General features: G+C 39.0%; 25 protein-coding genes, 2 tRNA genes and 1 other RNA gene. 16 read left to right on the top strand and 12 right to left on the bottom strand.

Translation table 11 applies throughout. The annotated features are described in order from the left end of the window. Positions 1-251 precede the first annotated feature (251 nt). The 10 genes from NYR63_RS04455 to uraH all read left to right on the top strand — a co-directional run bounded on the left by NYR63_RS04455 (position 252) and on the right by uraH (position 9710). On the top strand, positions 252-1691 hold the full coding sequence (locus tag NYR63_RS04455) for a VENN motif pre-toxin domain-containing protein (protein ID WP_279458372.1): 1440 nt from the start codon (positions 252-254) through the stop codon (positions 1689-1691). A gap of 6 nt (positions 1692-1697) precedes the next feature. Further along, entirely contained in the window at positions 1698-2063 is a 366-nt protein-coding gene (locus NYR63_RS04450; protein ID WP_279458371.1) for an Imm8 family immunity protein, read from the top strand. Between the two features lie 203 nt (positions 2064-2266). Then, complete coding sequence (locus NYR63_RS04445; RefSeq protein ID WP_279458370.1) at positions 2267-2461, top strand: hypothetical protein; 195 nt, start codon at positions 2267-2269, stop codon at positions 2459-2461. Between the two features lie 193 nt (positions 2462-2654). Next, a complete protein-coding gene (locus tag NYR63_RS04440; RefSeq protein ID WP_279458369.1) occupies positions 2655-4226 on the top strand; it encodes a VENN motif pre-toxin domain-containing protein in 1572 nt (523 codons plus the stop codon). A gap of 192 nt (positions 4227-4418) precedes the next feature. Further along, positions 4419-5771, top strand: coding sequence for a VENN motif pre-toxin domain-containing protein (locus NYR63_RS04435; protein WP_279458368.1), 1353 nt, complete (start codon positions 4419-4421; stop codon positions 5769-5771). Between the two features lie 11 nt (positions 5772-5782). Then, entirely contained in the window at positions 5783-6610 is an 828-nt protein-coding gene (locus NYR63_RS04430) for a hypothetical protein (RefSeq protein ID WP_279458367.1), read from the top strand. Positions 6611-6733: 123 nt separating this feature from the next. Next, complete coding sequence (locus tag NYR63_RS04425) at positions 6734-7144, top strand: hypothetical protein (RefSeq protein ID WP_279458366.1); 411 nt, start codon at positions 6734-6736, stop codon at positions 7142-7144. 99 nt (positions 7145-7243) lie between these two features. Beyond that, on the top strand, positions 7244-8386 hold the full coding sequence (locus tag NYR63_RS04420; RefSeq protein WP_279458365.1) for a hypothetical protein: 1143 nt from the start codon (positions 7244-7246) through the stop codon (positions 8384-8386). Positions 8387-8427: 41 nt separating this feature from the next. Then, positions 8428-8718: a hypothetical protein gene (locus tag NYR63_RS04415; protein ID WP_279458364.1), complete on the top strand. Its 291-nt coding sequence runs from the start codon at positions 8428-8430 to the stop codon at positions 8716-8718. Between the two features lie 578 nt (positions 8719-9296). Beyond that, the gene (uraH, locus tag NYR63_RS04410; RefSeq protein ID WP_279458363.1) at positions 9297-9710 is read left to right on the top strand and encodes a hydroxyisourate hydrolase; all 414 of its coding nucleotides are present in this window, start codon (positions 9297-9299) and stop codon (positions 9708-9710) included. A gap of 58 nt (positions 9711-9768) precedes the next feature. Here the strand turns inward: uraH and NYR63_RS04405 are convergent. From NYR63_RS04405 to NYR63_RS04395, 3 genes are all read right to left on the bottom strand, one after another. Continuing rightward, positions 9769-9854: transfer RNA gene (locus NYR63_RS04405), tRNA-Leu, on the bottom strand. A gap of 250 nt (positions 9855-10104) precedes the next feature. Continuing rightward, the gene (xseA, locus tag NYR63_RS04400) at positions 10105-11565 is read right to left on the bottom strand and encodes an exodeoxyribonuclease VII large subunit (RefSeq protein WP_279458362.1); all 1461 of its coding nucleotides are present in this window, start codon (positions 11563-11565) and stop codon (positions 10105-10107) included. A 127-nt stretch (positions 11566-11692) separates the two neighbouring features. After that, positions 11693-11769 (bottom strand) — tRNA-Met (locus NYR63_RS04395). Positions 11770-11973: 204 nt separating this feature from the next. Here NYR63_RS04395 and mltA point away from each other — a divergent pair. Then, positions 11974-13071, top strand: coding sequence for a murein transglycosylase A (gene mltA, locus NYR63_RS04390; RefSeq protein ID WP_279458361.1), 1098 nt, complete (start codon positions 11974-11976; stop codon positions 13069-13071). 66 nt (positions 13072-13137) lie between these two features. Here the strand turns inward: mltA and NYR63_RS04385 are convergent, their stop codons facing one another. From NYR63_RS04385 to ycaO, 3 genes are all read right to left on the bottom strand, one after another. Next, the gene (locus NYR63_RS04385) at positions 13138-13473 is read right to left on the bottom strand and encodes a hypothetical protein (protein WP_039709108.1); all 336 of its coding nucleotides are present in this window, start codon (positions 13471-13473) and stop codon (positions 13138-13140) included. A 148-nt stretch (positions 13474-13621) separates the two neighbouring features. Continuing rightward, positions 13622-14584: a tRNA 5-methoxyuridine(34)/uridine 5-oxyacetic acid(34) synthase CmoB gene (cmoB, locus tag NYR63_RS04380; protein WP_279458360.1), complete on the bottom strand. Its 963-nt coding sequence runs from the start codon at positions 14582-14584 to the stop codon at positions 13622-13624. Positions 14585-14732: 148 nt separating this feature from the next. After that, positions 14733-16496, bottom strand: a complete 1764-nt coding sequence (ycaO, locus tag NYR63_RS04375) for a 30S ribosomal protein S12 methylthiotransferase accessory factor YcaO (protein WP_279458359.1) — start codon at positions 16494-16496, stop codon at positions 14733-14735. Between the two features lie 254 nt (positions 16497-16750). On the opposite strand from ycaO, the gene rng reads away from it, so the two are divergent. The 3 genes from rng to NYR63_RS04360 all read left to right on the top strand — a co-directional run bounded on the left by rng (position 16751) and on the right by NYR63_RS04360 (position 20297). Next, a complete protein-coding gene (rng, locus tag NYR63_RS04370; RefSeq protein WP_275218203.1) occupies positions 16751-18226 on the top strand; it encodes a ribonuclease G in 1476 nt (491 codons plus the stop codon). A gap of 134 nt (positions 18227-18360) precedes the next feature. Next, positions 18361-19863 carry a lysine--tRNA ligase gene (gene lysS, locus NYR63_RS04365; protein ID WP_279458358.1) on the top strand — a complete coding sequence of 501 codons (1503 nt, stop codon included), beginning with the start codon at positions 18361-18363 and terminating at the stop codon, positions 19861-19863. Between the two features lie 89 nt (positions 19864-19952). Further along, positions 19953-20297 carry a DMT family protein gene (locus NYR63_RS04360; RefSeq protein ID WP_005601073.1) on the top strand — a complete coding sequence of 115 codons (345 nt, stop codon included), beginning with the start codon at positions 19953-19955 and terminating at the stop codon, positions 20295-20297. An 83-nt stretch (positions 20298-20380) separates the two neighbouring features. Here NYR63_RS04360 and ispA read toward each other — a convergent pair whose 3' ends face one another. Beyond that, positions 20381-21274, bottom strand: a complete 894-nt coding sequence (ispA, locus tag NYR63_RS04355; RefSeq protein WP_279458357.1) for a (2E,6E)-farnesyl diphosphate synthase — start codon at positions 21272-21274, stop codon at positions 20381-20383. A gap of 8 nt (positions 21275-21282) precedes the next feature. After that, a complete protein-coding gene (xseB, locus tag NYR63_RS04350; protein WP_005615126.1) occupies positions 21283-21507 on the bottom strand; it encodes an exodeoxyribonuclease VII small subunit in 225 nt (74 codons plus the stop codon). Between the two features lie 144 nt (positions 21508-21651). On the opposite strand from xseB, the gene NYR63_RS04345 reads away from it, so the two are divergent. Further along, positions 21652-22440, top strand: a complete 789-nt coding sequence (locus tag NYR63_RS04345) for an MOSC domain-containing protein (RefSeq protein ID WP_279458356.1) — start codon at positions 21652-21654, stop codon at positions 22438-22440. A 37-nt stretch (positions 22441-22477) separates the two neighbouring features. Then, positions 22478-24454, top strand: coding sequence for an LTA synthase family protein (locus tag NYR63_RS04340; RefSeq protein WP_279458355.1), 1977 nt, complete (start codon positions 22478-22480; stop codon positions 24452-24454). A 158-nt stretch (positions 24455-24612) separates the two neighbouring features. Here the strand turns inward: NYR63_RS04340 and ffs are convergent. From ffs to ftsB, 4 genes are all read right to left on the bottom strand, one after another. Further along, positions 24613-24710, bottom strand: an RNA gene (gene ffs, locus NYR63_RS04335) — signal recognition particle sRNA small type. A 402-nt stretch (positions 24711-25112) separates the two neighbouring features. Next, positions 25113-25589 carry a 2-C-methyl-D-erythritol 2,4-cyclodiphosphate synthase gene (gene ispF / locus NYR63_RS04330; protein WP_279458354.1) on the bottom strand — a complete coding sequence of 159 codons (477 nt, stop codon included), beginning with the start codon at positions 25587-25589 and terminating at the stop codon, positions 25113-25115. Further along, positions 25586-26272 (bottom strand): 2-C-methyl-D-erythritol 4-phosphate cytidylyltransferase, encoded by a 687-nt coding sequence (gene ispD / locus NYR63_RS04325; RefSeq protein ID WP_279458353.1) that lies wholly within the window; start codon positions 26270-26272, stop codon positions 25586-25588. Before ispD ends, ispF begins: the two co-directional genes overlap by 4 nt. A 15-nt stretch (positions 26273-26287) precedes the next feature. Further along, positions 26288-26566, bottom strand: a complete 279-nt coding sequence (gene ftsB / locus NYR63_RS04320; RefSeq protein WP_279458352.1) for a cell division protein FtsB — start codon at positions 26564-26566, stop codon at positions 26288-26290. Positions 26567-26781 lie beyond the last annotated feature (215 nt).

The raw sequence follows: 26781 nt of genomic DNA, 5'->3' as shown, positions 1-26781 counted from the left end.
TTATAAGAGGAAATAACAAAACTTAGGCGGTCAAGTTTCCAAAATCTTTTGCAATTTGCAAGTTTTTAGCGAAATTTGACCGCTTGTTTTTGTGTTTTCTTTGGACGCTCGCTGGAGTCGAGCGCCGGCGTGGTGCAGTAGATAGCTATTCCGAACGGAAGCAGAAAGCGGCAGAGGAAGAAGTGAATGCGGCGGAGGAGGCGTTAGCTAAAGCGAGACGCACAGGCGCTTCAGAAGAAGACCTATCACAAATGGAACGTGTTTACACTGAGGCTAAAGCGAAAGAAGAAAGCTGGCGAGAAGGAGGGGCTTCAAAACGTAAGTTAGATACGGTCGCGGTGACGCTGGGTGCGATATTATCAGGCGGTCGTGCAGGAGAAGTAGCGGCGACGGCAATATCTCCGGAGTTAAATGCACAGATTCACAAATACACCTCGGATAATAAGACAGCCAACTTATTAGCTCATGCCGCGCTTTCGGCATTGGAGGCGGGCATTTCGGGTAATAATGCGCTAGCGGGAGCGGCATCAGGCGTAGCTGGTGAAGCGAGTGCGATGTTATTATCGGAAGTGGTTTTTAACAAAGAGGCAAGCCAATTAAGTGAAGAAGAGCGCGAGTTACTGAGTGTTGCAGGTCAATTATCGGGTGCTTTAGCCGGTAATGCGGTGGGCGATAATACGGCAGCAACCTTACAAGGGATAGAAACGGCAAAAAGGGCGGTGGAGAATAACTATCTCTCAGCTCAAGAAGCGGCAAGAAAATTAGAATTAGAGATGTTAATTCAAACGACTTCGGATTCAGAAGAGCGAAGAGCTTATGAGGAAGAGAAGGCTGCTTTAGAGGAGAAAGACCAAAGAACACAACGAGAGATAGAAGAGTACTGCCCAAGGTTTGGAAAAGGGTCTGCAGCTTGCCAAGCTTCGATAGCGGATGCCCAAAAAGCACGTTTAAGCTATGAATCTTACACAAACCAAATCCAAAATGTAGGATATGGAAAGGATAATCGCCAATATAAAGTGATATTTGGTACGGATTATGCAAGAGCGGTAGAGGCTTTAAAGGGTAAAGACGCAGTCACGATACAAAAAGAGATATTTGCGGCAGAGGTAGCGAAGCAGAAGGGAACCACGCCTGCAGAGGAATATAAATGGGTAAGTAACGGCATAGATTTAGGCTGGTTGGGTGAGTTTGAAGGCTGGGGAAGAACGATAAAAGGACTTCCTAGAGGTGTTAGTTCAAATGAGAAGTTGCCGGCTGTTGGTAAGACGACAGGTTATGAAAATCAGACGACAAGGATTTCAACGGGGGCTGAGAATGTTGCATTATATCCGAAGTTAAAAGAGCAGTTAAGGCAGGAAAATTTGCAGAATATATCCAATAAGAATCCTATTTTAAAGCATGCAGCATTAGGCGAAGGAAATTTAACAGAAAAAGGAACATTTACCAGAGCTGAAATTGAAAAACTAGCCAAAGAATGGATTGGAGAAGGTGCTATTCTAAATACTGATGGGGGATTTACAAGCGCTGATGGGTCTAGAAAATATAGACCACCTCAACTTAAAAATCATTCAAAATATGCCCCTACAGGTATTCAAGCAAACTTTGAAAGAATACATCAAGTTTATGATCAAAATAAACGTAGATATGTAGAAAAATCGGAGAGTAATTTACATCTTAATGTTCAGGAGTGATAAATAATGGTTATTGCAGACTTAAAATCTATTAACTATTGTGGGGTTTCATCAAAAAATGAAGCTCAGGAATTAATGCTTGATCCTACAGGATATAATTTAAAGATATCTTTAACTATAGGTGAGAAAGGTAAAGAGGGGGGAGATTATTTTGCAGTAGAAGTCTTTAATACTCAATTAGTAAAATCTGCCCAAATAGTTCTTGCATCTAAAAGTTTTATTGTATGCGATGATATAGATGATATAGATGATATAGAGAGAGAAATCAAATATAAAGTAAATAGTATTTCTGGAGAAGATTGGGAAGAAGTTTTAAACAAATTAAGATATTACTTCGATTGGGAATATGAAAATTTAAAATTTGTTAGTTAAAGGAAGAGGTTTTAAAAAATATTCTGATGATAACTAGAGTTGATTATAAAACATTAAAAGCGTGGTTTTTTTATGATGCCTATATTTGGTGTCAGAGAAAATTTGAAAATGGAAAAATTACAAAATGGAATAAAGATTTCTCTGAATAGGGCGGAGCTTTAGATAGCTTTGATGGGAGTTTCGATTTGCCAATAGAGAATTTAATGCTAAGTGTTATTTATATTATATTAAATGGAGCAAGACATACCTATAGTCACACTTTAGTGATGAATGATATAGATAAGATTTTATCAGACAATAATCTTGATGATCTTATTTCTGTCTTAGAAGAAGAGGAGAAGCAGGAATTTCTTTATGACTTAAATTTAGTTTTAAATAATAGAGAGATAGAAGAGTAAAATTAGTTGCATTTGTAAGCGGTCAAATTTCCTAAATCTTTTGCAATTTGCAAATTTTTAGTGAAATTTGACCGCTTGTTTTTGTATTGGCTTTGGACACTCGACAGGAGTCAAGCGCCGGCGTTCTGCAGTAGATAGCTATTCTGAACAGAAGCAGAAAGCAGCATCAGGCGTAGCTTGTGAAGCGAGTACAATGTTATTATCGGAAGTGGTTTTTAACAAAGAGGCAAGCCAATTAAGTGAAGAAGGGCGAGAGTTACTGAGTGTTGCAGGTCAATTATCGGGTGCTTTAGTTGGTAATGGAGTGGGCGGTAATACTGCAGCAACAGTACAAGGGATAGAAACAGCAAAAAGGGCGGTGGAGAATAACTATCTCTCAGCTCAAGAAGCGGCAAGAAAATTAGAATTAGAGATGTTAATTCAAACGACTTCGGATTCAGAAGAGCGAAGAGCTTATGAGGAAGAGAAGGCTGCTTTAGAGGAGAAAGACCAAAGAACACAACGAGAGATAGAAGAGTACTGCCCAAGGTTTGGAAAAGGGTCTGCAGCTTGCCAAGCTTCGATAGCGGATGCCCAAAAAGCACGTTTAAGCTATGAATCTTACACAAACCAAATCCAAAATGTAGGATATGGAAAGGATAATCGCCAATATAAAGTGATATTTGGTACGGATTATGCAAGAGCGGTAGAGGCTTTAAAGGGTAAAGACGCAGTCACGATACAAAAAGAGATATTTGCGGCAGAGGTAGCGAAGCAGAAGGGAACCACGCCTGCAGAGGAATATAAATGGGTAAGTAACGGCATAGATTTAGGCTGGTTGGGTGAGTTTGAAGGCTGGGGAAGAACGATAAAAGGACTTCCTAGAGGTGTTAGTTCAAATGAGAAGTTGCCGGCTGTTGGTAAGACAGAAGGCTATAAAACAACTCAGGCTATAATCAATGGTGATGTTGTTGTAAAAGCAACAGGTAAAATTGATCAAAATGAGTATATAGGGGTTAATCAGAAAGCGAAACTTGATAGAACAACTGAGAAACCAACATTAATTTTTGATGTAGTCAAACAAAAGGAAATTCAAAAAGGTAAAATATTACCTAATGCGACGGATAAAACAGCACATGCTGAGATAGAAGTGATACAAAAAGCATTTAATAGTGGTAAAACCAAAGGAGCTACATTGGAAATGCGAGTTGAAGGGAAAGATGTCTGTGGACATTGTAGAAAAGATATTGCAAGTATTGCAGATAAAGCAGGGTTATCAAAAGTGATAGTAAATGCTACCAGTGATAAAGATGGGAGACCAAAAGTATATTTTTGGGAAAAAGGTATGAATCAAATAAAAGAGGTTAAACCGAATAAAAAAAAGGGAGGGGGAATGAATAATTTTTATTTTTCAGGGTTTGTTATTAATGAAAATCAAAGGGAACAAATATATAAAAATATTTCATCAATAAGTGATATGGAAAATTTTATTAAATTTTTTATGTCCCATTCTAATGGGGTTATGATTTTGTCTGATGAATCTAAAGAAGATGATGATAATTTTTCAGAATTATATTTATATAAGGATGGTGAGTTTTATATGCCTGTTTTACATATCAATGTGTCCGATGATTTGGAAGTGAAAAATATAAAAGGAGAAGGGGATGGATGGTGTTTATTCCAAGGGGAACCTTACCCTAACAATATGATTACGAAGGATATTGAAATCGTATTTAGTGTTTTTCGTGAGTTTTATTTAACAGGTAAAGTAGAATCTATGGTTTAATTTAAAAAATAATTTACCTTCGTGAAATATGATTTCGATAGAGTATCTAAATGTTCAAGAAGAGGATAATTTTGAAGAATTTTTAGACGGGCTAAAAACTTTTGATGAAATTATGGCTAAGTATGAAGAATAGATAGGCCTTTATATCTAAGCGGTCAAATTCTCTAACTTTTTGCAATTTGCAAATTTTTAGTGAAATTTGACCGCTTGTTTTTGTGTTTTCTTTGGGCTTTCACAGGAGTCGAGCGCCGGCGTGGTGCAGTAGATAGCTATTCCGAACGGAAGCAGAAAGCGGCATTGGAGGCGGGCATTTCGGGTAATAATGAGCTAGCGGGAGCGGCATCAGGCATGGCAGGCGAAGCGAGTGCGATGTTATTATCGGAAGTGGTTTTTAACAAAGAAGCAAGCCAATTAAGTGAAGAAGAGCGCGAATTACTGAGTGTTGCAGGTCAATTATCGGGTGCTTTAGTTGGTAATGGAGTGGGCGGTAATACGGCAACAACCTTACAAGGGGTAGAAACGGCAAAAAGGGCGGTGGAGAATAACTATTTATTTATTAATGAAGCCAAAGAAAAAATGGTTTTACAACGTAAAAAAGTAGAGGGTACAGCTACAAAAGATGACTTAGCTCGTTTAGAGGAAATTAATCGAATTGATGAGAAACGCAATCAAGAAATTAGAGATGCTTGTAAGCAAGTAAGTAGTGAGCAATGTTTATCATTAGCTAGGACTGCTCAATATGCTCAACGTGGTTATGAAGAATATTTTTCTTACCGAGGACAGTTAAAAGATATTTTTCCTAATGATTTTGCCAATGTAGAGCAAATTTTACGAGGAAAAGATGCGGATTCGGTATATATAGAGAAAGTAGCTTTAGGTATTGCAAAAGCAGAAAATATTCCGTTAGAAGCGGCAAAATCTAAAGTTGAAAACCTAATGCTCTTTAAGAATTTTGCGGAACTTGTTGGCTCTATCAGAGGAGCGACATCTGCTAAATATGGAGCTAAGGTTACAGGGGTACCGGCGAATTATCCAAAAGTTGTTTTCAATGGCATTGAATTGCACCCTAATCTTCCTGAGCCAAAAGCAGGTTATGGTTTTGTTCCACAAAAAGCAAAAGGTAATTCGGTGTATCAAGAATGGAAAGATATTAATGGTTATCGTGGAGAAATAAATTTAGCGAATAGCATTCAAGAAGCTCCAAATAGACAAGTAATAAAATGGGGGAATTCAACAGGTACAAATGGTAGTGATGTAATTTCCGTTAATACGAAAACGGGAGAGGTTGAGCTTTGGGATAGTAAAGTAAGAACATCATTAACCAAAGGAAGAGAATCTCCAACTTTTTCTAGAGAAAATACTCGTAATAATGCAATTAGAGAGGCAATAGAAGAAATTTCAAATACTAAGATTATTTCTGAACACGTTAAAGACAAAGCTATACAGAATTTAAAAATAGGGAACTTTACAACCCATACAGTTGGATATAGTAAGGTAAAAAATTCTGTAATTCAAAAATATTGCAACAATCAAAAATGTGAGTAAGGAAAGAATATATGAGTTTTAAGGAAACTTTAATTAGGAAAAAAGACGCTTATTATAAAAGTGGATTCAATTATTCTTTTATAAAAAAACAAAAAGCTATAGATCAAAAATTTATTGGAAACTCATCAATTCATGATCTGGATATGTTAGTCTACGGATATAGCGTTGGATATAAAAAATTATATAAGCCTTTCTTACCTAGAATTATAGATTGGCTTTCTGAGGGAATAGATAACAATGAATGTATGGGTACTCTTGCATTCCATCAAAATAATTTAAACTCAGCTTTGGCATTTGCTACTTGGATAAATACGGGAGTAAATGATGTTGAGTTATGGAAAAAGTCTTTGAAATGGCGAGAAGAGCTTTATGGTAACGAAGATTATTCAAAGGGTATGAGTCGTGATGATAAAGAAATCTTTGCATTATCACTTTTGCACTATATTCAAGCCAAAGAATATGAAAAAGCAATCAAACTTTATCAGTCTGTAAAAGGTGATAAAGCGCTTAAGTTGAATAAGAATATGAGTGGTTATAGGCTTGCTTATGCATATTGCCTGCATTTTTATGAAAATAAATTTACGGTGGAGCAATTGGAGAAAGCAGCAAAGCCATTTTTAGAAAAGCACTTACAGATGCTTTATTCAATGGGGCGTCCAACAGAAATGCTTTATTGGTTAAAAATGGTTTGTGATGCAAGAGAAAAGGAATATACACCTGAAGAGGTGATTTATTCGTTTTATGAGTATATTTCAGAAGAAGAAAAGCCCGAGTTTGTTAAGGAATTGTTAGCCGGAAAAGTGGAGAAAAAATCATTTTTTTCCTTTTTAAAGTGGTGAATATAAGCAGAATTGACAAAGGTATTTATCTTATTTTGTAGAAACTTCGAGCGGTCAAATTTCCTAACTTTTTTGCAATTTGCAAATTTTTAGCGAAATTTGACCGCTTTTTTGTGTTAGGAATTGATATCCAATAGATGTAGTGTATGTGTATCAGCCCAAATCAGCCAAAACAAAGCGAAGGTGGATTACGCTCAAGTAAATCAACAGTCGGGTTTTAACATTGGAAAAACGTCAGAAATTAATGTAGAGGAAAACACACACTTAGCAGGCGGGGTGATAAATGCAGAGGGCGATAAATCGAACCACAGCATGAAGACCGGCACGCTGACGATGTCGGATATTGAAAACCGTAGTGACATTAAAGTGACAAGCGTGAGTGCGGGCGTGAGTAATGACATGTCAAAAATGGCAGGTCACGCGATGGGTGCGGCATTGAGTGCGTTGGGCAATATGAGTGAAAGCGAGCGAAGCACGACAAGTTCAGCGATAAGCGATAATATCGATTTGCAGATAACCGACAGTGATAAATAAAAAGCCCTGACAGGCAAAACGGCAGAAGAGACGTTACAAAGCCTGAATCGAGATGTAGAAAATGCCAATGGAAAAGTAGAAAAACAAGACTTAACCAAGTTGCAAGAGCAACAAGAAGCCTCTCAAATCGTTGCAGAAATGGGCGCAAAAGCGGTGGGCGATTTAGCTCAGTTTATGGAGTGGGAAGAAGGTAGCCCGCAAAAACTAGCGCTACATGGTTTAGTGGGATATTTATCAGCGAAAGTGGGGGGAGGAAATACCGCTGCTGGTACGTTATCTGCTATGAGTAGTGAGTACATCAATACCGAAATTGCAAATTATTTAGTGAATAACACCGCTTTAACGGCGGATGAACGCAATGCGATTCAGCAGGCAAGTGCGGCAGGTTTAGGTGCATTGATAGGTGCGAGTTTGGGAGGAAATTCTACAGAAGTGAAACAATCTGCCCAAATGGCATTGAGAACGGAGAAGTTTAATAGACAGTTGCATCCTGAGGAGAAACAGCGGATTAAGGATTTGGCGAGACAACTTGCAAAAGAGCATGGTAAAGCAGAAAGTTATTGGGAAGAACAACTTACTTTGGTGACATCAACAATGGTAGATGAAAAAGAAAATCAGCAAGTATTGGGAGGAATTAATACGATTTTAAATGATGCCCAAATTTATGCGGATGATTATAAAGAAAGTCTAGCTATTGCTTATAAAACCTTAAAAACGGAAGCCGATAAAAACCAAGCTATTAAATGGAAAGATGGTAATGATGTAGTTTTATATGGAGAGAAGGTGAGAATGTTCCAAGCGACAGAGAAGCAGTATAAGGATAGTAGTATGTTTGGAAAAATAAACTATCCAAATATCGATGTTGTTTCAAGAAATAACTTGAATAGTTTAAATGAGGTTGGTTTGTTAAATGGTTTAAGTGCGAGTGATAGTAAATACTCGGCTGAATTATTGGGGAATATAGGTAAAGCGAATCGGAATAGACAGGATAATAATAAGGTATTGAATAATGCTTATTATAATTATGTTATTTCGCCGAAAGGAGTTGCAGAGCCGATAGCGCCTGAGCTATATATGATTGGTGGGGCTGGAAAGACTCTTAGTAAAACGGCTGAAAAAGCAATGGAAACGGCAACAGCATTTAGTAAGCAAGCTAGTTCGCATGTTGGGGCTTTTACTAGTAAATATCCCAATGTATCGGGTGCTTTACTTGATGGGGGGGATCAACAGCCAGTCATGTAGCTTATAAGACAAGCTCAGGTCAAGACATTGATAAATATGAAGTGATTGGGGCTTTTGCTGGAGGGGCTTTAACCCGGAATCATACAATTGGAAATCAGATTAGAATCAATATTGGTATTACAACCGTGAGTAGTTTATCAAAAGATCCATCGGGTAATAGTTTGAATAGTGATTATTTTGGCGGAATAGTTTCCCCTGTTATAAGTATTCCATTTGGAAATATGAAATATGGAAGTGCTTTAGGAAGCTATACAGGAGAATTCTTCAGTGATATAGATTCTAGAAAGAAAGATATTATTGAGTTACAAAATAAGATAAATAAGGATAAATAATGATAATTAAAGAGATTTTTCATTTATTGAAAATTTTCATGTTTTTTTATATATTTTTTTTTATGAAGTTTATATATCTCTTTGTCTGGGGATGGTGGAATCACAAAGTGTATTATTGGTTTGATGATGCTTTTTACGAAACTTGGAAGGTTACATTAGTCCCATTTATTTTTTATGTTTTAATTTTTCTAATCAAAAAGGCTAAGAATGTAAATGAATAAATTTGGTGGGGGAAGATTCTAGATAATAATTATCTCAATCTTTAAGGATAACAAGTAATAAGGATTCATTTATCTATCACCCTTAATGATCTATTATTTTTATAATAAAGATAAATAGGATAAATTTTTTTAATTTAAAGCGGTTAAATTTCCAAAATCTTTTGCATTTAGCAAAATTTCATCGCTTGTTTTTAGTTGCTAGATTCAGAAATACAAGTAAGGAGTTTTAGGTAATAAAATGAGGTACTAAATAGGTATTGGAACTAACGATAATTAATATTTTAATGTACAGGAGAAAGTTAAATCATTGATATCAGACTAATTAGGCGATGAATTTCATTACTATTAGGAGGAAAAATGAAGCTAAATCGTTATATGATGAGTGGGATTGCAATGTTTACCGCTTCCGTTTGTGCTGCTAGCCCTTATCAATTAAGTACTCATATTTTGGATATTAACAAAGGAAAGCCTGCTGAGGATGTCCAAGTTGAACTTTACAAACTTAATAACGAAAATGGAAATTGGCAGCAAATTGCTAAAAATATTACCGATAAGAACGGGCGCATTGCAGAATTTTTACCGATTCAAGAAGGTTTAAATAATAATGGAGTTTATAAACTGAAGTTTCAGGTAAAAGATTACTTTGAGCGTCTGCAAGAACAAAGTTTTTATCCATTTGTCGAAGTGTCATTTGAATTAAATGATCGCTCGCATTACCACGTTCCGATCACATTATCGCCTTATGGATACTCAACTTATAGAGGAAGCTAATTGTATTTCACGTATATGTATTTAAACATTAATACATATTAAATAAGGAAAGTTTTAATGGTGCCAGTGGTCGGACTCGAACCGACACGTTTATTCAACGGCGGATTTTGAATCCGCTGCGTCTACCGATTTCGCCACACTGGCAAAGGAGTGTGATTTTTGAATGTCTTAAGAACTAAGACGTGTTGAATTATAGGGAAATTAGACCGCTTGCGCAAGGAATAAAAAGCAAGTAATCATTGTTTGCCGTAAAAAGCAACACTTAGGCTATTGAGTAAAACGAAGTTATTCACATAAATTGTGGATAACTTCGTGAACAATATAGATTAAAGTTAATTAACATCTTGATTTGAAACAGGAAAAAGGAGATTGATTATTTTTGTTTGTATTTTAATCAATTAACTTTGATGATTTCACTTACGATTTCACCTTGTGAAAGTTTGGTCGTGATTTGTGTTCCTATCTCAAGATTTTGGGTTGAACGAAGAATTTCACCTTGCGATGTTTGTGTCACGGAATAGCCTCTCGCTAAAATTTTTAGCGGGCTTAAACCGTCTATTTTCGTGCAAAGCTCTTGGAATTTTTGCTGTTCTTTGGTTAATTTCTTTTCAATCGCAAATTGCAGCTGTTGTGCAAGTTGAGCATATTGCTGAGTTTTCTTTTCTACGTAATGTGGTAAGGGATTACGCTTCACTTGTTCGGTAATATGTTTCCACTGATGTTGTTTGCGTAGCAATGTTTGTTCTATCGCTTGAGTTAGACGATAGCTTGCTTGTTTTAATTGCAATTGTTGCTGTTGTAACTGGCGTTGCGGATGCTGATTGGTTAAGCGTAGCAACAATTGTTCGAGTTTTTGCTTTTCGGTCAAATAAGTTTTATGTATCGCACTTTCTAAACGATAACTAAATTGGGCTAATCGTTGTTGTTGCATCTGTACTTGGCGGACAGGGTGCTTCGCATTTAAACGTAGTTTTAAACGTTCGAAATATGCTTGTTTATCCGCCCATAAGCGGTCAAAAGCAAGACTTAATTTGTCAAATTGATGCTGTAACTGACGAACCAACTCTTGTTGATCTCGGCTAACTAATTCCGCTGCGGCGGATGGTGTCGGTGCTCTTAAATCTGCGACAAAATCAGCAATCGTCACATCGGTTTCGTGACCTACCGCACTAATAATCGGAATATCCGAACGGAAAATGGTGTGAGCAACAGCTTCTTCGTTAAAACACCATAAGTCCTCTAGCGAACCACCCCCTCGGCCGACAATTAACACATCACATTCTCGGCGACGATTGGCTAAATCAATCGTATTCACAATATCTTGTGTCGCTTCTTTACCTTGTACTAGAGTCGGATAAATAATGATCGCCAAGCTCGGATCACGACGTTTTAAAATATTCAGAATATCCTGTAATGCTGCACCGCTTGAAGAGGTAATAATACCGACTCGCTTAGCAAAAGGCGGAATGGCTTTTTTCTTTTCTTGTGCAAAAAGTCCTTCGGCGGCCAGTTTCATTTTTAGCTGTTCAAACTGTTGTTGTAATAAGCCGTCACCGGCAGGTTGCATACTTTCAATAATGATCTGATAGTCACCACGCGGTTCATATAAACTGACGCTAGCACGCACCAGCACTTGCATACCGTTTTGCGGGCGGAAAGCGACTCGTTGGTTTTTCATTCTGAACATTGCACCACGTACTTGGGCATTTTCATCTTTAAGGGTGAGATACCAATGACCGGAAACGGGTTGGCTAAAATTGGAAATTTCACCGGTAAGCCAAACTTGTCCTAATTCCATTTCAAGTAAATTGCGTACCGAATAGTTAAGCTGCGTGATGGTAAGAATATTGTTCATATCTAGAAAGTTGTCGAGGGTTTTGGGAAAGTTTACTGGTAAAAGAAGATAAGGTGCAAGCGGTAAATTTTCATTTATTTTTTGCAGATAAGAAAAAGCCCTCGATATTATCGAGGGCTAGGAATTTTGGTTGCGGGGGCCGGATTTGAACCAACGACCTTCGGGTTATGAGCCCGACGAGCTACCAAGCTGCTCCACCCCGCGTCTGGATGAGGTGTATAATACTCGCTTTTAATTGCATTGCAAGCGTAATTTGTGAAAACAGGTTTGTTTGACTGAATTTGAAACAGAAACAGCCTAAAATATCGCTGTTACAGCGAGTGTAAAAGCGAAAAATTTAGTATCGTTTTAGTAGAAATTTTGGTAGGCTAATCGCTTTCTCATCAATTAAATTTCTAAGGTTTTTTTATGAATTGGAAGGCATATAAAAAGTGGGCGGCGGTAACTGCAGTAGCTATTTTAGTCGCAAGTTGTTCTTCAGATAAAGCAAACAAAGGGCAGAGTGATTATCAAGCGGAACACGCAAAGTTTGGTGCGGTATATAAAGACCGTCAATATATTCCGCATAATTTTGTCAGCACACCGAGAGTGGCGGCAAACGGATCGATTGTTAATTTCCAAGACTTTTTAAAACAATTAAATAATGTGCGTGCGTATGCCGACGGTATTACTGGTCGTTATGCAGGTACTTACGGTAAAGTGTCATCTTGGATTGCCTCAGGCGGTAAGGTATCGGATTTAGCACGTTATAATATCCACGCGTTACAAATGCGTGGCGAAGACGGTTTCCAAAACGTGTTAATGACCGGTTATTATTCTCCGGTTATTCACGCACGCCGTACGCCGCAAGGTAAATATCAACACCCGATTTATGCGATGCCAAGCCAAAAACGTTTTACTCGTTCACAAATTTATGACGGTGCATTAGCAGGTAAAGGTTTGGAACTCGCTTATAGCGACTCAATGCTGGATAACTTTTTACTTGGCGTACAGGGTAGCGGTTATGTTGATTTCGGTGACGGTCGTTTAAATTATTTCGCTTATGCAGGGCAAAACGGCTTTAAATATGCAAGTGTCGGTCGTTTATTAGTTGAAGACGGCGAGATTCCAAAAGAGAAGATGTCTATTCAAGCGATTCGTGAATGGGGCGAACGTAATCCGCATCGTGTACAAGGCTTATTAGAACGTAACCCGTCTTACGTTTTCTTTAAAAATGATCCGACCGGTCAAGTAAAAGGTTCGGCAGGCGTGCCGTTAGTTGCATTAGCGTCAGTCGCTTCAGATAAAAGTCTTGTACCGTCAGGCAGCGTATTATTGGTTGAAACACCGTTAATCGATCGTGCCGGTAACTGGACGGGCAGACACGAATTACGTTTAATGGTGGCATTAGATGTCGGCGGTGCGGTAAAAGGTCATCACTTTGACTTATACCAAGGTATCGGTGATGAGGCGGGTCATAAAGCCGGCTTAATGAAACACTACGGACGCGTTTGGGTATTAAACTAATTGCTCATCGTACACAAGCGGTCTCTTTTTGCAAAGAATCTGCAAATTTTGACCGCTTGTTAGCTTCTAGATACAGCCTCCGCAACTACCGCAACGCCAATCCTCTTTGTTTACCGCTTGATAAAAATAGCGAATAATCTCTTCTTCTAATGGCACATCTTGTTCGATAAACCAATCGCTTAGCCATTCGATATTTTCCACAATCCAATCGTCTTCATCCAAGCCTTCTAAGTAAAGCTCATCATCCGGATCCATATAGTTATAAATCCCTTTTGTACCCATGTCTTTGTCTTGACGATCTTTCGGTAACGTCAGTTCTCTGCCGTTATAATGAATAATCCAATGCCCTAAACACATAACTTGCTGTTTACGGCTCCAAGCGACAGTAAAAGGGTTTGACATAATTTGTACTCCATTCGTTTTTTTAAATTTTAAAACTGACGGAAATAGGGGGATATACAAAGAACGGGGTAAATTAGTGTGAGAGTTTGATTTAGTTCAAAAGAATAAGCCTCAGCAATGTGAGGCTTTAGCAGATAGGTCTATGCCGTTAGGCGTTGGCTAAAATTACCGCACGTTTCGGTGCAGGATAGCCTTCAATCGTTTTACTATGATCATTTGGATCGAGGAAATCAACCAAACTTTCATTTTCTAACCAGTCCGTTTTGCGTTGTTCTTCAAGTGTAGTCACGGCTTGATCAACACATCGGACATTTTTAAAACCAACCTTTTCCAACCAGTTAATCAGGCAATCGACCGACGGAATAAAATAAACGTTTTTCATCTTCGCATAGCGATCGGCTGGAACAAGACAAGTATTCACATCGCCATCAATTACTAGCGTTTCTAATACCAATTCACCACCTTTTACCAACTGTGCTTTAAGCTGTGAAAGATGATCTAACGGCGATTTACGGTGATAAAGCACACCCATTGAGAACACCGTATCAAAAGCAGCTAACAGTTGCATTTGCTCAATCCCAAGCGGAATTAAATTTGCACGGCGGTCATTGCCAAGTAATTTACGCACCACTTCAAATTGGCAAAGGAATAATTCAGTTGGGTCAATACCTACCACCATTTTTGCACCTTCACCGACCATACGCCACATATGATAACCGCTACCACAGCCGACATCTAAAATAGTACGGTCTTTCAGCGGTGCAAGATGTGGAAGAACACGATCCCATTTGAAATCGGAACGCCACTCGGTATCAATATGAATTCCATGCAAATGATAAGGGCCTTTACGCCAAGGCATCAGCTGTTTTAAATGGTGCGTAAGCTGTTTGGTTTCACCAACGGAAAGCGGTGCGTGCGGAATAGATTCCACCTTATCTTTCAAATTAATACAAGCGGTCGAATTTGGCATAAAATCGACAATTTTTGCCCACTTGGCATAATCACCATGCGTGTTTTTTTCCCATTGTTTTAATTGTAAAGGCAAAGTTTCCAGCCAAGCGGACAGATTCGTTGTTGCGATTTGTTGATAAAAAGGACGAAAGTCAATCATAGAAATTTTTGTGTCATTAAAATAAAGCCGACATTCTAGCAAAATTTGCAAAAAAATCTAAAAATTTAACCGCTTGATTGGAAGAATTGAAGTATGGAGAAAGGCTGATATAAAAATGGTGGGCTTTCACCCACCATTTTAAGAACGGTTAACGAGCAATCGGATTTACTTTCGCTACCTGTAATTTACGGTAAGCATCAAGTAATTTCTGATGTGCGGTCATATTTTCGAGTGATTCATCCGATGCGGTTAAGCCGTGGAACGGGTTACCGCCTTGGATTGCGCCCCAAGCAGATTCAACCGCTTGTCTACCGTACATTTTCTCAAATACCATACGGTATTGTTCCGCATCACGTTCTTCATCTAAGAACAGCTCAATTGATTGAATTAAGCAGCGGTAATAATTGTTACGTTCCGCTGAGAATACGCTCGCATTCATATTCGCAGTCCAGTTTGCCCAGTCTAACGCTTGCTCTAAGTTGCCTAAAGCTAAATGTAACATTGACTTAAGCTCACCGATACGTAAGGTTTGCATTGCAGAACCTTTTTCTGCTACTAAACCGATAAACTCACGCACACGAGTTAAATCATCAATACCTTGTTCATCTAATTCATCAAGAAGTTCTTGATAAGTTTCACGATCGTGATGGAAATGCGGCAGATCTAACAAGATTTCACGCCAATCCATACCCATATTGTTATTCGCATAAATTAAATCGTCACTTGGATAAATGTTCGACATACCCGGCGCAAGAATACGGCAAGCGTACACGCCTAAATGTTCATAATCCATAATATAAACAGGTTGCTCGTGCTTATTGAAGATTGCCATCATATTGGAGAACTCTTGCTCGGTTGTTCCTGAAAAATCCCAATGAACGAATTCATAATCGGCATCTTTCTTGAAAAGATCCCACGAAATCAGACCGCTTGAATCAATAAAGTGAGTCTCAAGGTTAGCGTGGTCAGCCACATCTTCATTGTTAAAGGAAGGCGGAGCAAACACATCTAAATCTTTTAAGCTACGACCTTGTAATAACTCGGTTACCGTACGTTCAAACGCTACTTGGAAATTTGGATGCGCACCGAATGAAGCGAAGCAAGTGCCGTTATTCGGGTTTAACAAGATCACACAAATAACCGGGAATTCACCACCTAATGATGCGTCATAGCATAAAATCGGGAAGCCTTCTTGCTCGAGTTTTTCAATAGATGCTTTGATTGTCGGATAGCCGTCAATCACACTTTGCGGAATTTCCGGTAAGCTGATTGCTTCGGTGATAATACGGTTTTTCACAAAACGTTCGAACACTTCCGACAAACCCTGTACACGTGCTTCGTTTTTCGTATTACCTGCCGACATACCGTTTGAAACAAATAAGTTAGCGATAATACTTTGCGGAATATACACGGTTTGGTTATCTGATTGACGAGTATAAGGCAGAGCAACGATACCACGATCGTAATTTCCGGATTGAAGATCAACCAATAATTCCGGTGTAAGTTCGCCATTCGGATCAAAGTATTCCCATAAATAATCATCCATCATATCCGCTGGTGGTAATACGTCATCTTCGATTGGGAACCATTTTTCTGATGGATAATGCACAAATTCACTATTAGCAATTTCTTGACCTAAATAAAAATCCGCCCAGAAATAATTGGTGGATAAACGCTCGAAATACTCGCCTAATGCCGAAGCCAACGCCGCTTTTTTGCTTGCGCCTTTACCATTTGAGAAACACTGCGGACAATCCGCATCACGAATATGCACAGACCACACATTCGGCACCGGATTTAACCAAGACGCTTCTTCAATGTTAAAGCCTAAAGTTTTTAATTTATGTTGAAAGGTAGAAATACTGTCCTCAAGCGCAGCATCTTTACCGGTAATAAAAGTTTGTTCTGACATTGTAATACCTTTGACTTGTCGTAAAAAAGTGCGACATTCTAGCAAAAATCCCCACAGATAAGTAAATTTTTTGTGAAATTTATCGGGCAAGTCGTTTAGTCATTAAGCATTTGAAAATACGACGTAAAGGGGACCAATTATATGGTAGTTTTATATCAAAATTTCATCAGATGTTTGATCTTGTTTTTTGTTTTCTTAGTTCGTCAATGTTAAACTTTAATTAATATGATTTAACGACTTAGAGAAAAATAACAATGAGCGGTGCAGAATTATTAGTAAATGTAACGCCGAGTGAGACTCGGGTAGCGTTAGTTGAGAACGGATTGTTAAAAGAGCTTCATATTGAGCGTGAAGCGAAACGAGGGATTGTCGGTAATATTTATAAAGGACGTGTGACACGAGTGTTACCAGGAATGCAGTCGGCATTTGTGGATATCGGTTTGGAAAAAGCGGCATTTTTGCACGCTTCCGATATTGTTTCGCACACGGAATGTGTGGATGAAAACGAGAAGAAACAGTTTGTCGTAAAAGATATTGCAGAGCTGGTACGTGAAGGACAAGACATTATCGTACAAGTGGTGAAAGACCCGATTAGTACTAAAGGCGCACGTTTAACCACCGATATTACTTTGCCTTCTCGCTATTTGGTATTTATGCCGGAAAATAGCCACGTGGGTGTTTCGCAACGTATCGAAAGTGAGGAAGAACGTAATCGTTTAAAAGCGTTGGTTGAGCCTTATTGTGATGAGCTCGGCGGCTTTATTGTGCGTACGGCGGCAGAAGAGGTTTCGGAAGAAAGTTTGCAACAAGATACGATTTTCTTGAAACGTTTATGGCGTAAAATTTTAGAACGCAAGGCAAAATATCCGGTTAAATCAATGCTATATGGTGAGCTGGCTTTAGCACAACGTGTTTTACGTGACTTTGTTGGTACGCATATCAGTTCGATTCGCATTGACTCGAAAATGACCTATGAACAAGTTAAAGAGTTTTTAGCGGAGTTTATGCCGGAACTGACCGAAAACGTGAGTTTATATAGCGGTAGCCAAACGTTATTTGATGCTTACGGTGTGGAAGATGCGATCCAAAAAGCGTTAGATAAACGAGTGGATTTAAAATCGGGCGGTTATTTAATTATTGAGCAAACCGAAGCGATGACCACGATTGATATTAATACTGGTGCGTTTGTCGGTCATCGTAATTTAGCGCATACGATTTTTAATACCAATATTGAAGCGACACAAGCAATTGCGCATCAGTTACAACTGCGTAATTTAGGCGGCATTATCATTATTGATTTTATTGATATGCAAGAAGAAGAGCATCGTGAGCGTGTGTTGCAGTCATTACAAGAAGCGTTGAAAGGCGACCGAGTGAAGACCAATGTGAACGGCTTTACCCAGCTTGGTTTAGTGGAAATGACCCGTAAACGTACCCGTGAAAGTTTAGAACGTGTATTGTGCTGCGACTGTCCGGCGTGTAAAGGGCGAGGCACGATTAAAACGGTTGAAACGGTTTGTTATGAAATTCTGCGTGAGATTGTGCGTGTTCATCACTTGTTTAAAACCGAAAAAGTACGAGTCTATGCTTCCAAAGAAGTGGCGGAATATTTAATTAATGAAGAAACGCACGCTTCGATTGCTGAGTTAGAAGCCTTTATCGGCAAGAAAGTCGAAATCAAATTAGAACCTTACTATCATCAAGATCAATTTGATGTTGTTGTCATGTAATCGACAAGCGGTCGAATTTTGTGAAAGTTTTGCAAATTTTTCCTAAAATCCGACCGCTTGTTTCCTACCAAAAATCTGTAAAATCGCTTATAATTGCTTTCATTTTTCGAATTTATCAAGCAAAAGGTTAAAAAATGTCTGAAGTTGAAAACCAAGAATTAGATCTTAATGGTGAAATGTTAGCTCGCCGTGAGAAATTAGCAAAATTACGTGAACAAGGTAATCCGTTCCCAAATACTTTCCGTCGTGATGCTTATGCAGAAAAATTACACGCGCAATACGATGAAGTAGAAGGCGAAGTATTAAAAGAACAAGATATTCAAGTGAAAGTAGCTGGTCGTATTATGCTTAAACGCGTAATGGGCAAAGCGTCTTTTTTCACCATTCAAGATGTAAGCGGTCAAATTCAGCTTTATATCGCACGTGATAACCTTGCGGAAGGTGTGTATGCGGATAAAGTCAGTATGTGGGATTTAGGCGATATCGTCGGTGTTGCCGGTACGCTTTTCAAAACGAAAACGGGCGAATTAACCGTTCGTTGTTCGGAAGTGGAATTATTAACTAAATCACTGCGTCCGTTACCAAACAAAGTACAAGGTTTAACCGACCAAGAAACACGTTATCGTCAACGTTATTTAGACTTAATTTCTAACGAAGAATCTCGCCGTACGTTTATGATCCGTTCAAAAGTGGTTTCAGGTATTCGTCAATTCTTCTTAGAAAAAGACTTTATTGAAGTTGAAACGCCAATGTTACAAGTAATTCCGGGCGGTGCGGCGGCAAAACCGTTCGTAACTCACCACAATGCGTTAGACGTGGATATGTATTTACGTATTGCGCCTGAGCTTTATTTAAAACGTTTAGTGGTTGGCGGTTTTGAGCGTGTATTCGAATTAAACCGTAACTTCCGTAATGAAGGTGTTTCAGTTCGTCACAACCCTGAATTCACCATGATCGAATACTACCAAGCGTATGCGGATTACCACGATTTAATGGATAACACCGAAGAATTATTACGTAAATTAGCTATTGATATTCTTGGCACGACAACCGTTCCTTACGGTGAATACGTGTTCGATTTTGGTAAACCGTTTGAACGTATCACGATGCACGATGCAATCGTGAAATACGGTAACGGCATTACACGTGAAGATTTAGATAGTTTTGAAAAATCAGTAGAAATTGCGAAAGGTTTAGGCATTGAAATCCAAAAATCTTGGGGCTTAGGCTCAGTAGTAAATGCAATTTTCGAAGAAGTGGCGGAACACCAATTAATTCAACCAACCTTCTTAATGGCACACCCGGCAGAAATTTCACCGCTTGCACGCCGTAATGATGAAAATCCGGAAGTAACAGACCGTTTCGAATTATTTATCGGTGGTCGTGAAATCGGTAACGGTTTCTCAGAATTAAACGATGCTGAAGACCAAGCGGAGCGTTTCGATGCACAAGTTGCAGCAAAAGATGCGGGCGATGACGAAGCAATGTTTAAAGACGAAGACTTCGTTGTTGCGTTAGAGCACGGTTTACCGCCGACAGCCGGCGAAGGTTTAGGTATCGACCGTTTAGCAATGATTTTTGCAAACGCACCGTCAATTCGTGATGTGATCTTATTCCCTGCAATGCGTCAGAAATAATTTAAATTGATACGGAAAAAAGCACACTCTCGGGTGTGCTTTTTTGATCTTACAAGCGGTTAAAAATCGCTAGATAATAAGGAAAGACAATGAGTTGGTTAATCGTCATTTTGCTTTTAACGCTTTCTAATACTTTGATGACATTCGCTTGGTATTGGCATATCAAACCGTCGGCGACACCGTTACCCTTATGGCAAATTGTACTGATTAGCTGGGGAATCGCTTTTTTCGAATATTGTCTTGCCGTACCGGCAAATAATTTAGGCGCACAATGGCAAATCAAACCGTTTCAGTTAAAGATTATGCAAGAAGTGATTGCGTTAGTGGTTTTTTCGGTATTTGCGGTGGTTTATTTGAATGAAGGGTTTAAACTGAACTATTTACTCAGTTTTATCTGTATTTTAGGTGCGGTTTATTTTGCCTTTCAAAAGTAAATGTAAATAAACAAAAAGGCGAGAGTCATTCTCGCCTTTATATGCTTTAAGTAAGCGGTCAAAATCGCACGATTTTTTGCAAATTAGTTTTCACGTTTGACAATAAAATGCGCTAATTCTTTAAGCGCAGTGGTATCAAACGGCAATTCCCCAAGTGCATTTAATGCGGTTTGGTATAAGTCCTGCGCTTTCTTTTGTGCGCCTTCTAAACCAAGCAGTTTAGGATAAGTGCTTTTATGCAAGTTTTCGTCCGAACCTACGGTTTTACCGATTTTATCGGTTTCTCCAATGACATCTAAAATATCATCTTGTACTTGGAAGGCTAATCCGATTGCTTGCGCATAGCGTTCAAGCGGTTGTTTTATTGCTAAATTTTGCGAATGTGCGGATAAATTAAAGCCCATCAATACGGAAGCAATAATCAACGCACCGGTTTTATTACGGTGGATTAATTCCAATTCGGCTAAATTGACCGCTTTATCTTCAGCGAGCAAATCGAGGCTTTGCCCTAAACACATTCCTCTTGCACCGGCAGCTTGGGCAAGCGATTGAATTTGGCGGACTTTTTGCGAATCGGTTAATGATTCGTCTTGGGCAATCAATTCAAAGGCAAAACTTTGTAACGCATCGCCGGCAAGAATGGCGGTTGCTTCATCAAAAGCGATATGACAAGTCGGTTTACCTCGGCGTAGTTTATCGTCATCCATTGCCGGTAAATCATCATGTACTAATGAATAAGCATGGATCGCTTCCATTGCTGCGGCACTGTGATCAAGCTGTTCAAGCGGTACGCCTAACATTCTGCCGGTGGCATAAATTAAGAACGGACGAACACGTTTCCCGCCGAGTAATACGGCGTAAGACATCGCTTCAATTAACGCAGAATCATAAGCTTGATATGTTTTTAATTTTGTACTTAAGAAATCATTAATGCGCTGTTGTATAACGCTAAGATCGGTTGAGAGAGAATAGCTCATTGTTATTTTTATTCGTAATCGGAAAGTTCGGCTTGGTCGTTTTTATTGAGTAAGATTTGAATGCGTTGTTCCGCTTTTTGTAAGCGTTCTTGTCCTTGCTGTACAAGTTTTACCGCAGTTTCAAACTCATTAAGTGCTTCTTCTAAAGGCAAGTCGCCCGTTTCTAAGTGGCTGACGATTGCTTCTAATTCCTTGAGAGTCGATTCAAAATCTTGAGTGGGTTTTTTAGCCATTTTAATTACCTAATTTAGGGCGATAAATGGCGTAAGTTTATCGTTTCCCTCCTTTATTTGCAAATTCCTTTTACTTTTTAACCGCTTTTAGGTATGGTGCGAGCGTATTTTAGCAAGCGGTCAAATTTACAGGAATTTTTACTAATGAAAGTGACACAACTCAATCTTTACCCGATTAAATCAACGGCGGCTTATCGTGTCGAACAAGCCTTTGTGGAAGCCAAAGGGTTAAACTTCGACCGAGAGTTTATGATTACCGAAACTGACGGTAAATTTATTACCGCCCGTAAAGATGCGGAATTATATAATTTATCTGTGTTTCCGATTGCGACAGGTATCATCATTTGCCATACAAGCGGTCAAAAATGCGTGGTACTTTACCAAGATTTCCAACGAGTGCAAACCAGCGAAGTATGGGGAACGCATTTCGATTCGCTTGTGGCAACAGCCGAAGTGAATCAATGGTTAAGCGAAACTTTCGGGCGAGAGGTACAGTTACGTTGGCTGGGAGGCAAGAGCCAACGTGAAGTGGCGAACTTTGCTCAACATCCGTTAAGTTTTGCCGATAGCAATCCTGTTTCACTCATGTCTGAAAAGTCACTTGAGCAAGTTAAACAGTGGTCACCGGTTGAGATTTCGATGGATCGTTTTCGCCCGAATATTGTGATCGATGGAAATATTGCTTTTGAAGAAGAACAATGGGAACAAGTACAAATCGGTGAGGTCATATTCACGAAGTCTGCATTATGTACTCGTTGTGTAATGATTACCCGTGATTTAACCACACTTGAATTCGACTCGAACGTTGAGCCTTTCCGGACACTTAAACAAATGCACACCAATGAAAAGGGTAAGCCTGTTTTTGGTATTCATTTAGTGCCTCAAAATAGCGGTGTAATTCGCTTAGGAGATCAAGTATTAATAAAATCTTAATAATCATTCTATATCATTGGTGCAACCTATTATCGGTATGCGCTTTATTTTAAATTTAAAAGGAGAAATTATGGAACAACGCCGTTCTGTGTTGTTCCCAATACTGTTTTTTGTTGGGATCAATCTACTCATACTGTCTTTATCTCGCCTAGGGCTTAGCCTATGGCAAGCTGACCGAGTTGCCGCCGTTGATGGCTGGTTACCGCTTTTCTTACAAGGTATTCGTATTGATATTTCCGCCCTTTGTTGGCTATTCGGCGTACCCGCACTATTTACTGCATTTTTCTTAAATAACAATACGTTAGGCAAAGTATGGCGCATCATTTTGCGTATCTGGCTCACCGCCGGTTCGGTGTTTATTCTGTTTATGGAAGCGGCTACGCCAAACTTTATTGAGACTTTCGATTTACGTCCGAATCGACTTTTTATCGAATATCTGGTACATCCGAAAGAAGTGTTTACTATGCTGATTAACGGCCATTTGGCCACGGTTATCATTAGCTCATTATTAGCCGTAGTTTCGTTAGTGGTGTATTGGAAATTATCCGGCTGGGCGACTCGCAATCTGCATTTCCCGACTTGGAAATTCCGCCCGTTAATCGGCTTACTGGTTGCGGCTTTAGTGTTTGTCGGCGGACGTTCTTCGTTTGCTCACCGAGGTATAAATCCAGCAATGGTGGCGTTTTCCAGCGATCCGTTAGTCAATTCATTAGTATTAAGCTCGGGCTATTCGGTACTTTATGCAATACAACAATTAAAAGACGAAGATAAATCTTCCGAACAGTACGGCAAAATGTCGGCAGAAGAAATGTTTGCTTTAGTTAAACAAGCACGAGGCAGAGCGGAAGCTGAATATATTTCAACGGAAATTCCGACTTTGACCTATAACCAAGCGACCTATCAAGGCAAGCCGAAAAATATCGTGATTGTTTTAGAAGAAAGCTTAGGGGCGCAGTTTGTCGGAACGCTTGGCGGTAAGCCGCTAACACCAAATTTTGACCGCTTAGCGCAAGAAGGCTGGCTATTTGAGAATTTATATGCTACAGGAACCCGTTCGGTGCGAGGTATTGAAGCGGTAACCACCGGCTTTACTCCGACTCCGGCACGAGCAGTGGTAAAATTAACCAAGAGCCAGACGAATTTCTTTAGCATTGCCGAATTGTTACGTCGTCAAGGCTACGACACCAGCTTTATCTATGGCGGAGAAAAACATTTCGACAATATGGCGAGCTTTTTCTATGGAAACGGCTTTACCCGCATTATTGATGAAAAAGATTATAAAAATCCGAAATTTAAAGCCACTTGGGGCATGAGTGACGAAGATCTGTTTGATAAAGCGAATGAAACTTTCACTCAGTTACACAAAGAAGGTAAACCGTTTTTCAGCTTAGTGTTTAGTTCGAGTAATCATGATCCGTTTGAATTTCCGGACGGTAAAATTGAGTTATATGAACAGCCGAAACAAACCCGAAATAATGCGGCAAAATATGCCGATTTTGCGATTGGACATTTCTTTGAGTTGGCGAAAAAATCTGATTATTGGCAGGATACGATTTTCTTAGTGATTGCCGATCACGATTCTCGAGCAGTAGGTGAACATTTAGTACCGATTCAGCATTTCCATATTCCGGCGTTATTTATCGGTGAGGGTATTGACGCAAAACGTGATAGCCGTTTAGTCAGCCAAATTGATATGCCGGCAACCTTACTCTCACTTGCGGGTGTAAGCGGAGAATATCCGATGCTAGGTTATGATTTAACTAAAAATGTAAATCCGAATCGCGCCTTTATGCAATATGATGCAACACAGGCGATGATGAAAGGTGACGGCTCGGTAGTGGTGATGCGTCCAAATACACCGATTCAAGGTTTTATCTATAATAAGGCGGATCACAGCTTAAAAGCGCAAGAACAGCCGGAAGCAATGAAGAAAGAAGCATTAGCGCATGCGTTGCTCGGCAGCTATTTATATAAAAACCAGTTATACAAATTACCGAAGCCGGAAAAAGAGTAGTTCCAAGTTATATTACAAAAAGTCGTAACAAGCGGTTAAATTTAACAATAAATTTGCAACGAGTAAATTTTAATGGAATTTAACCGCTTTTATTTTGTATGACGTGAAAATGTAACAGAAAAACAGACAAGATTTTTGAGAGGATATAAAAGGGTGGGGCGTTACCAGCAACCCTCGGCACACAGAAATTTCAACCCAAGCTGCTTTCTTCCGAACCTGACTAAGTAAGCTGAACACCGTTGCGAGGAACCAATAACGCCCCATAGGATTACGCACTCTATTATGCGTAAGAGCCTTCATTATAAGAATATTTTACGAGAAGACAAGCGATTATTTAATGGAACGGCGTGAGTGGTTAGATTATTTACAATTTTTAGCAATAAATATCGTATAAAGTAAAAACGTTATTATTTTATATAATATTATCCGAAAACAAACTAGTAAACTATTAGCTACTTTTTTAGATGATTAACTACTTGTCTGCTATTTAATTAAGCAATTAGTTGTTTTTGGCATTGCAATTTTAGAAGATAGGTTTAGAATACAAAAGGCTAAGACATTGGAAAATGTTTTGGTCAGTCGTAGAGACAAAAAATTTTATTCATTATGCTTATCAAAAGGCTAAACATGATGTTTAGCCTTTTTAATTTCCTCTATTTTATTGCTTAATCAGTAAAGCAACCGCTTCACAAGCAATTCCTTCGCCTCTTCCCGTAAAACCGAGTTTTTCTGTTGTCGTCGCTTTGACGTTTACTTGCATTACATCACATTGTAAGTCATCTGCAATAGTTTGGCGCATTTGGTCGATATAAGGACGCATTTTAGGTGCTTGCGCAATAATTGTCACATCTATGTTAGCTACTTTATAACCCTGCGCACGGACTTGACGATATGCCTCGATCAGTAATTTTCGGCTATCCGCATTTTTGTATTGCATATCTGTATCAGGAAATAATTTACCTATATCACCAAGTGCAACTGCGCCTAAAAGCGCATCGGTCAGTGCATGTAATGCGACATCGCCGTCACTATGTGCAATAAAACCGGTATGATAAGGAACTTCAACGCCGCAAATCATTAATGGTCTGTCTTGTCCGAATGCATGTACATCGAAGCCGTGTCCGATACGAATCATAGTTCTTTCTCCGTGTTTTGGGTTAAGTAAAATTCCGCTAAGGCTAAATCTTCCGGGCGAGTAATTTTTAAATTATCGCTTCGACCGGCAATAAGGCGCGGTTGATAACCGCTAAATTCCATTGCGGAAGCTTCATCCGTGATCGTTAAGTTTTTTTCAAATGCGCTAATCAGTGCCTGTTTGAGCAAGTGCGTAGGAAAAAATTGAGGGGTTAGAGCATGCCAAAGTGTTGAACGATCTTCGGTATGCATAATTTTATCACCGTCAGCTCTTTTCATCGTATCAATCGCAGGCGTTGCTAATATTGCGCCGTGTTTCGCATCACTTTGTAAAAGTTTATCTAAATCAGACCGCTTTAAACAGGGACGTGCCGCATCATGTACCAATACCCAACTATCATCTTCAATAACTTGCAGCGCATTAAAAACGGAATGCGCCCGAGTTTCTCCGCCGAATACGATTTGGATTTTAGACGAGTTTAATAAAGCGATTTGAGGATAAAACGGATCGGTTTCGGCAACGGCAACAACAATTTTTTCAATATCCGGATGTGCTAAAAAAATTTCGAGCGTATGCTCTAAAATCGTTTTATTTTGTAATTTTAAATATTGTTTGGGTAAACCGGCTTGCATACGGCTACCGACACCCGAGGCAGGAATTACCGCAATAATTTTTCGTGTCATTTATATTTCTATAATTTATGGATTGCGAGGAACAATACGATAAAAAGTTTCATCACTTTTTACCATCTCACGTTCTAAACGAGCGCGTTCTTCAAGGGCGTTTACCCCGGTCTTTAAGTCATTAATTTCAGCGGCAATTAAGTTATTACGAGCTTCTAATTTAGTATTCTCGTCTTTAAGTTGCTCTACGGCTGTTTGTGCTTCTTGGTAATCGCTCCAACCGTTTTTTCCGAACCAAAAGCTGTACTGAAAAAAGGCTAATAAGAAAGCAAAAAAGACAATAAGTAAGCGCATTTAATTTCTCTAAGTATAAATAAACTCGTTTAATTCTACCTTTTTTTGTAAAAAATAAAAACCTCTTCCTGATTGGAAATGGAATGCTTTAAAAGTAGTCAAATGGAAACGGAATACTGATTAAAATTTTGACTTGAGGCAAAATAAAACAGAGAATCCCTCCAATTTTTCTAAAAAATTTGAAGTACTTAACATTTTTTTTAGTAAGAATTGGT

The organism is Actinobacillus genomosp. 1 (assembly GCF_029774175.1).
Classification (GTDB): Bacteria; Pseudomonadota; Gammaproteobacteria; order Enterobacterales; family Pasteurellaceae; genus Actinobacillus.
Note: the sequence above shows the minus strand (reverse complement) of the source record. Positions and strands in the feature narration are given on the sequence as shown.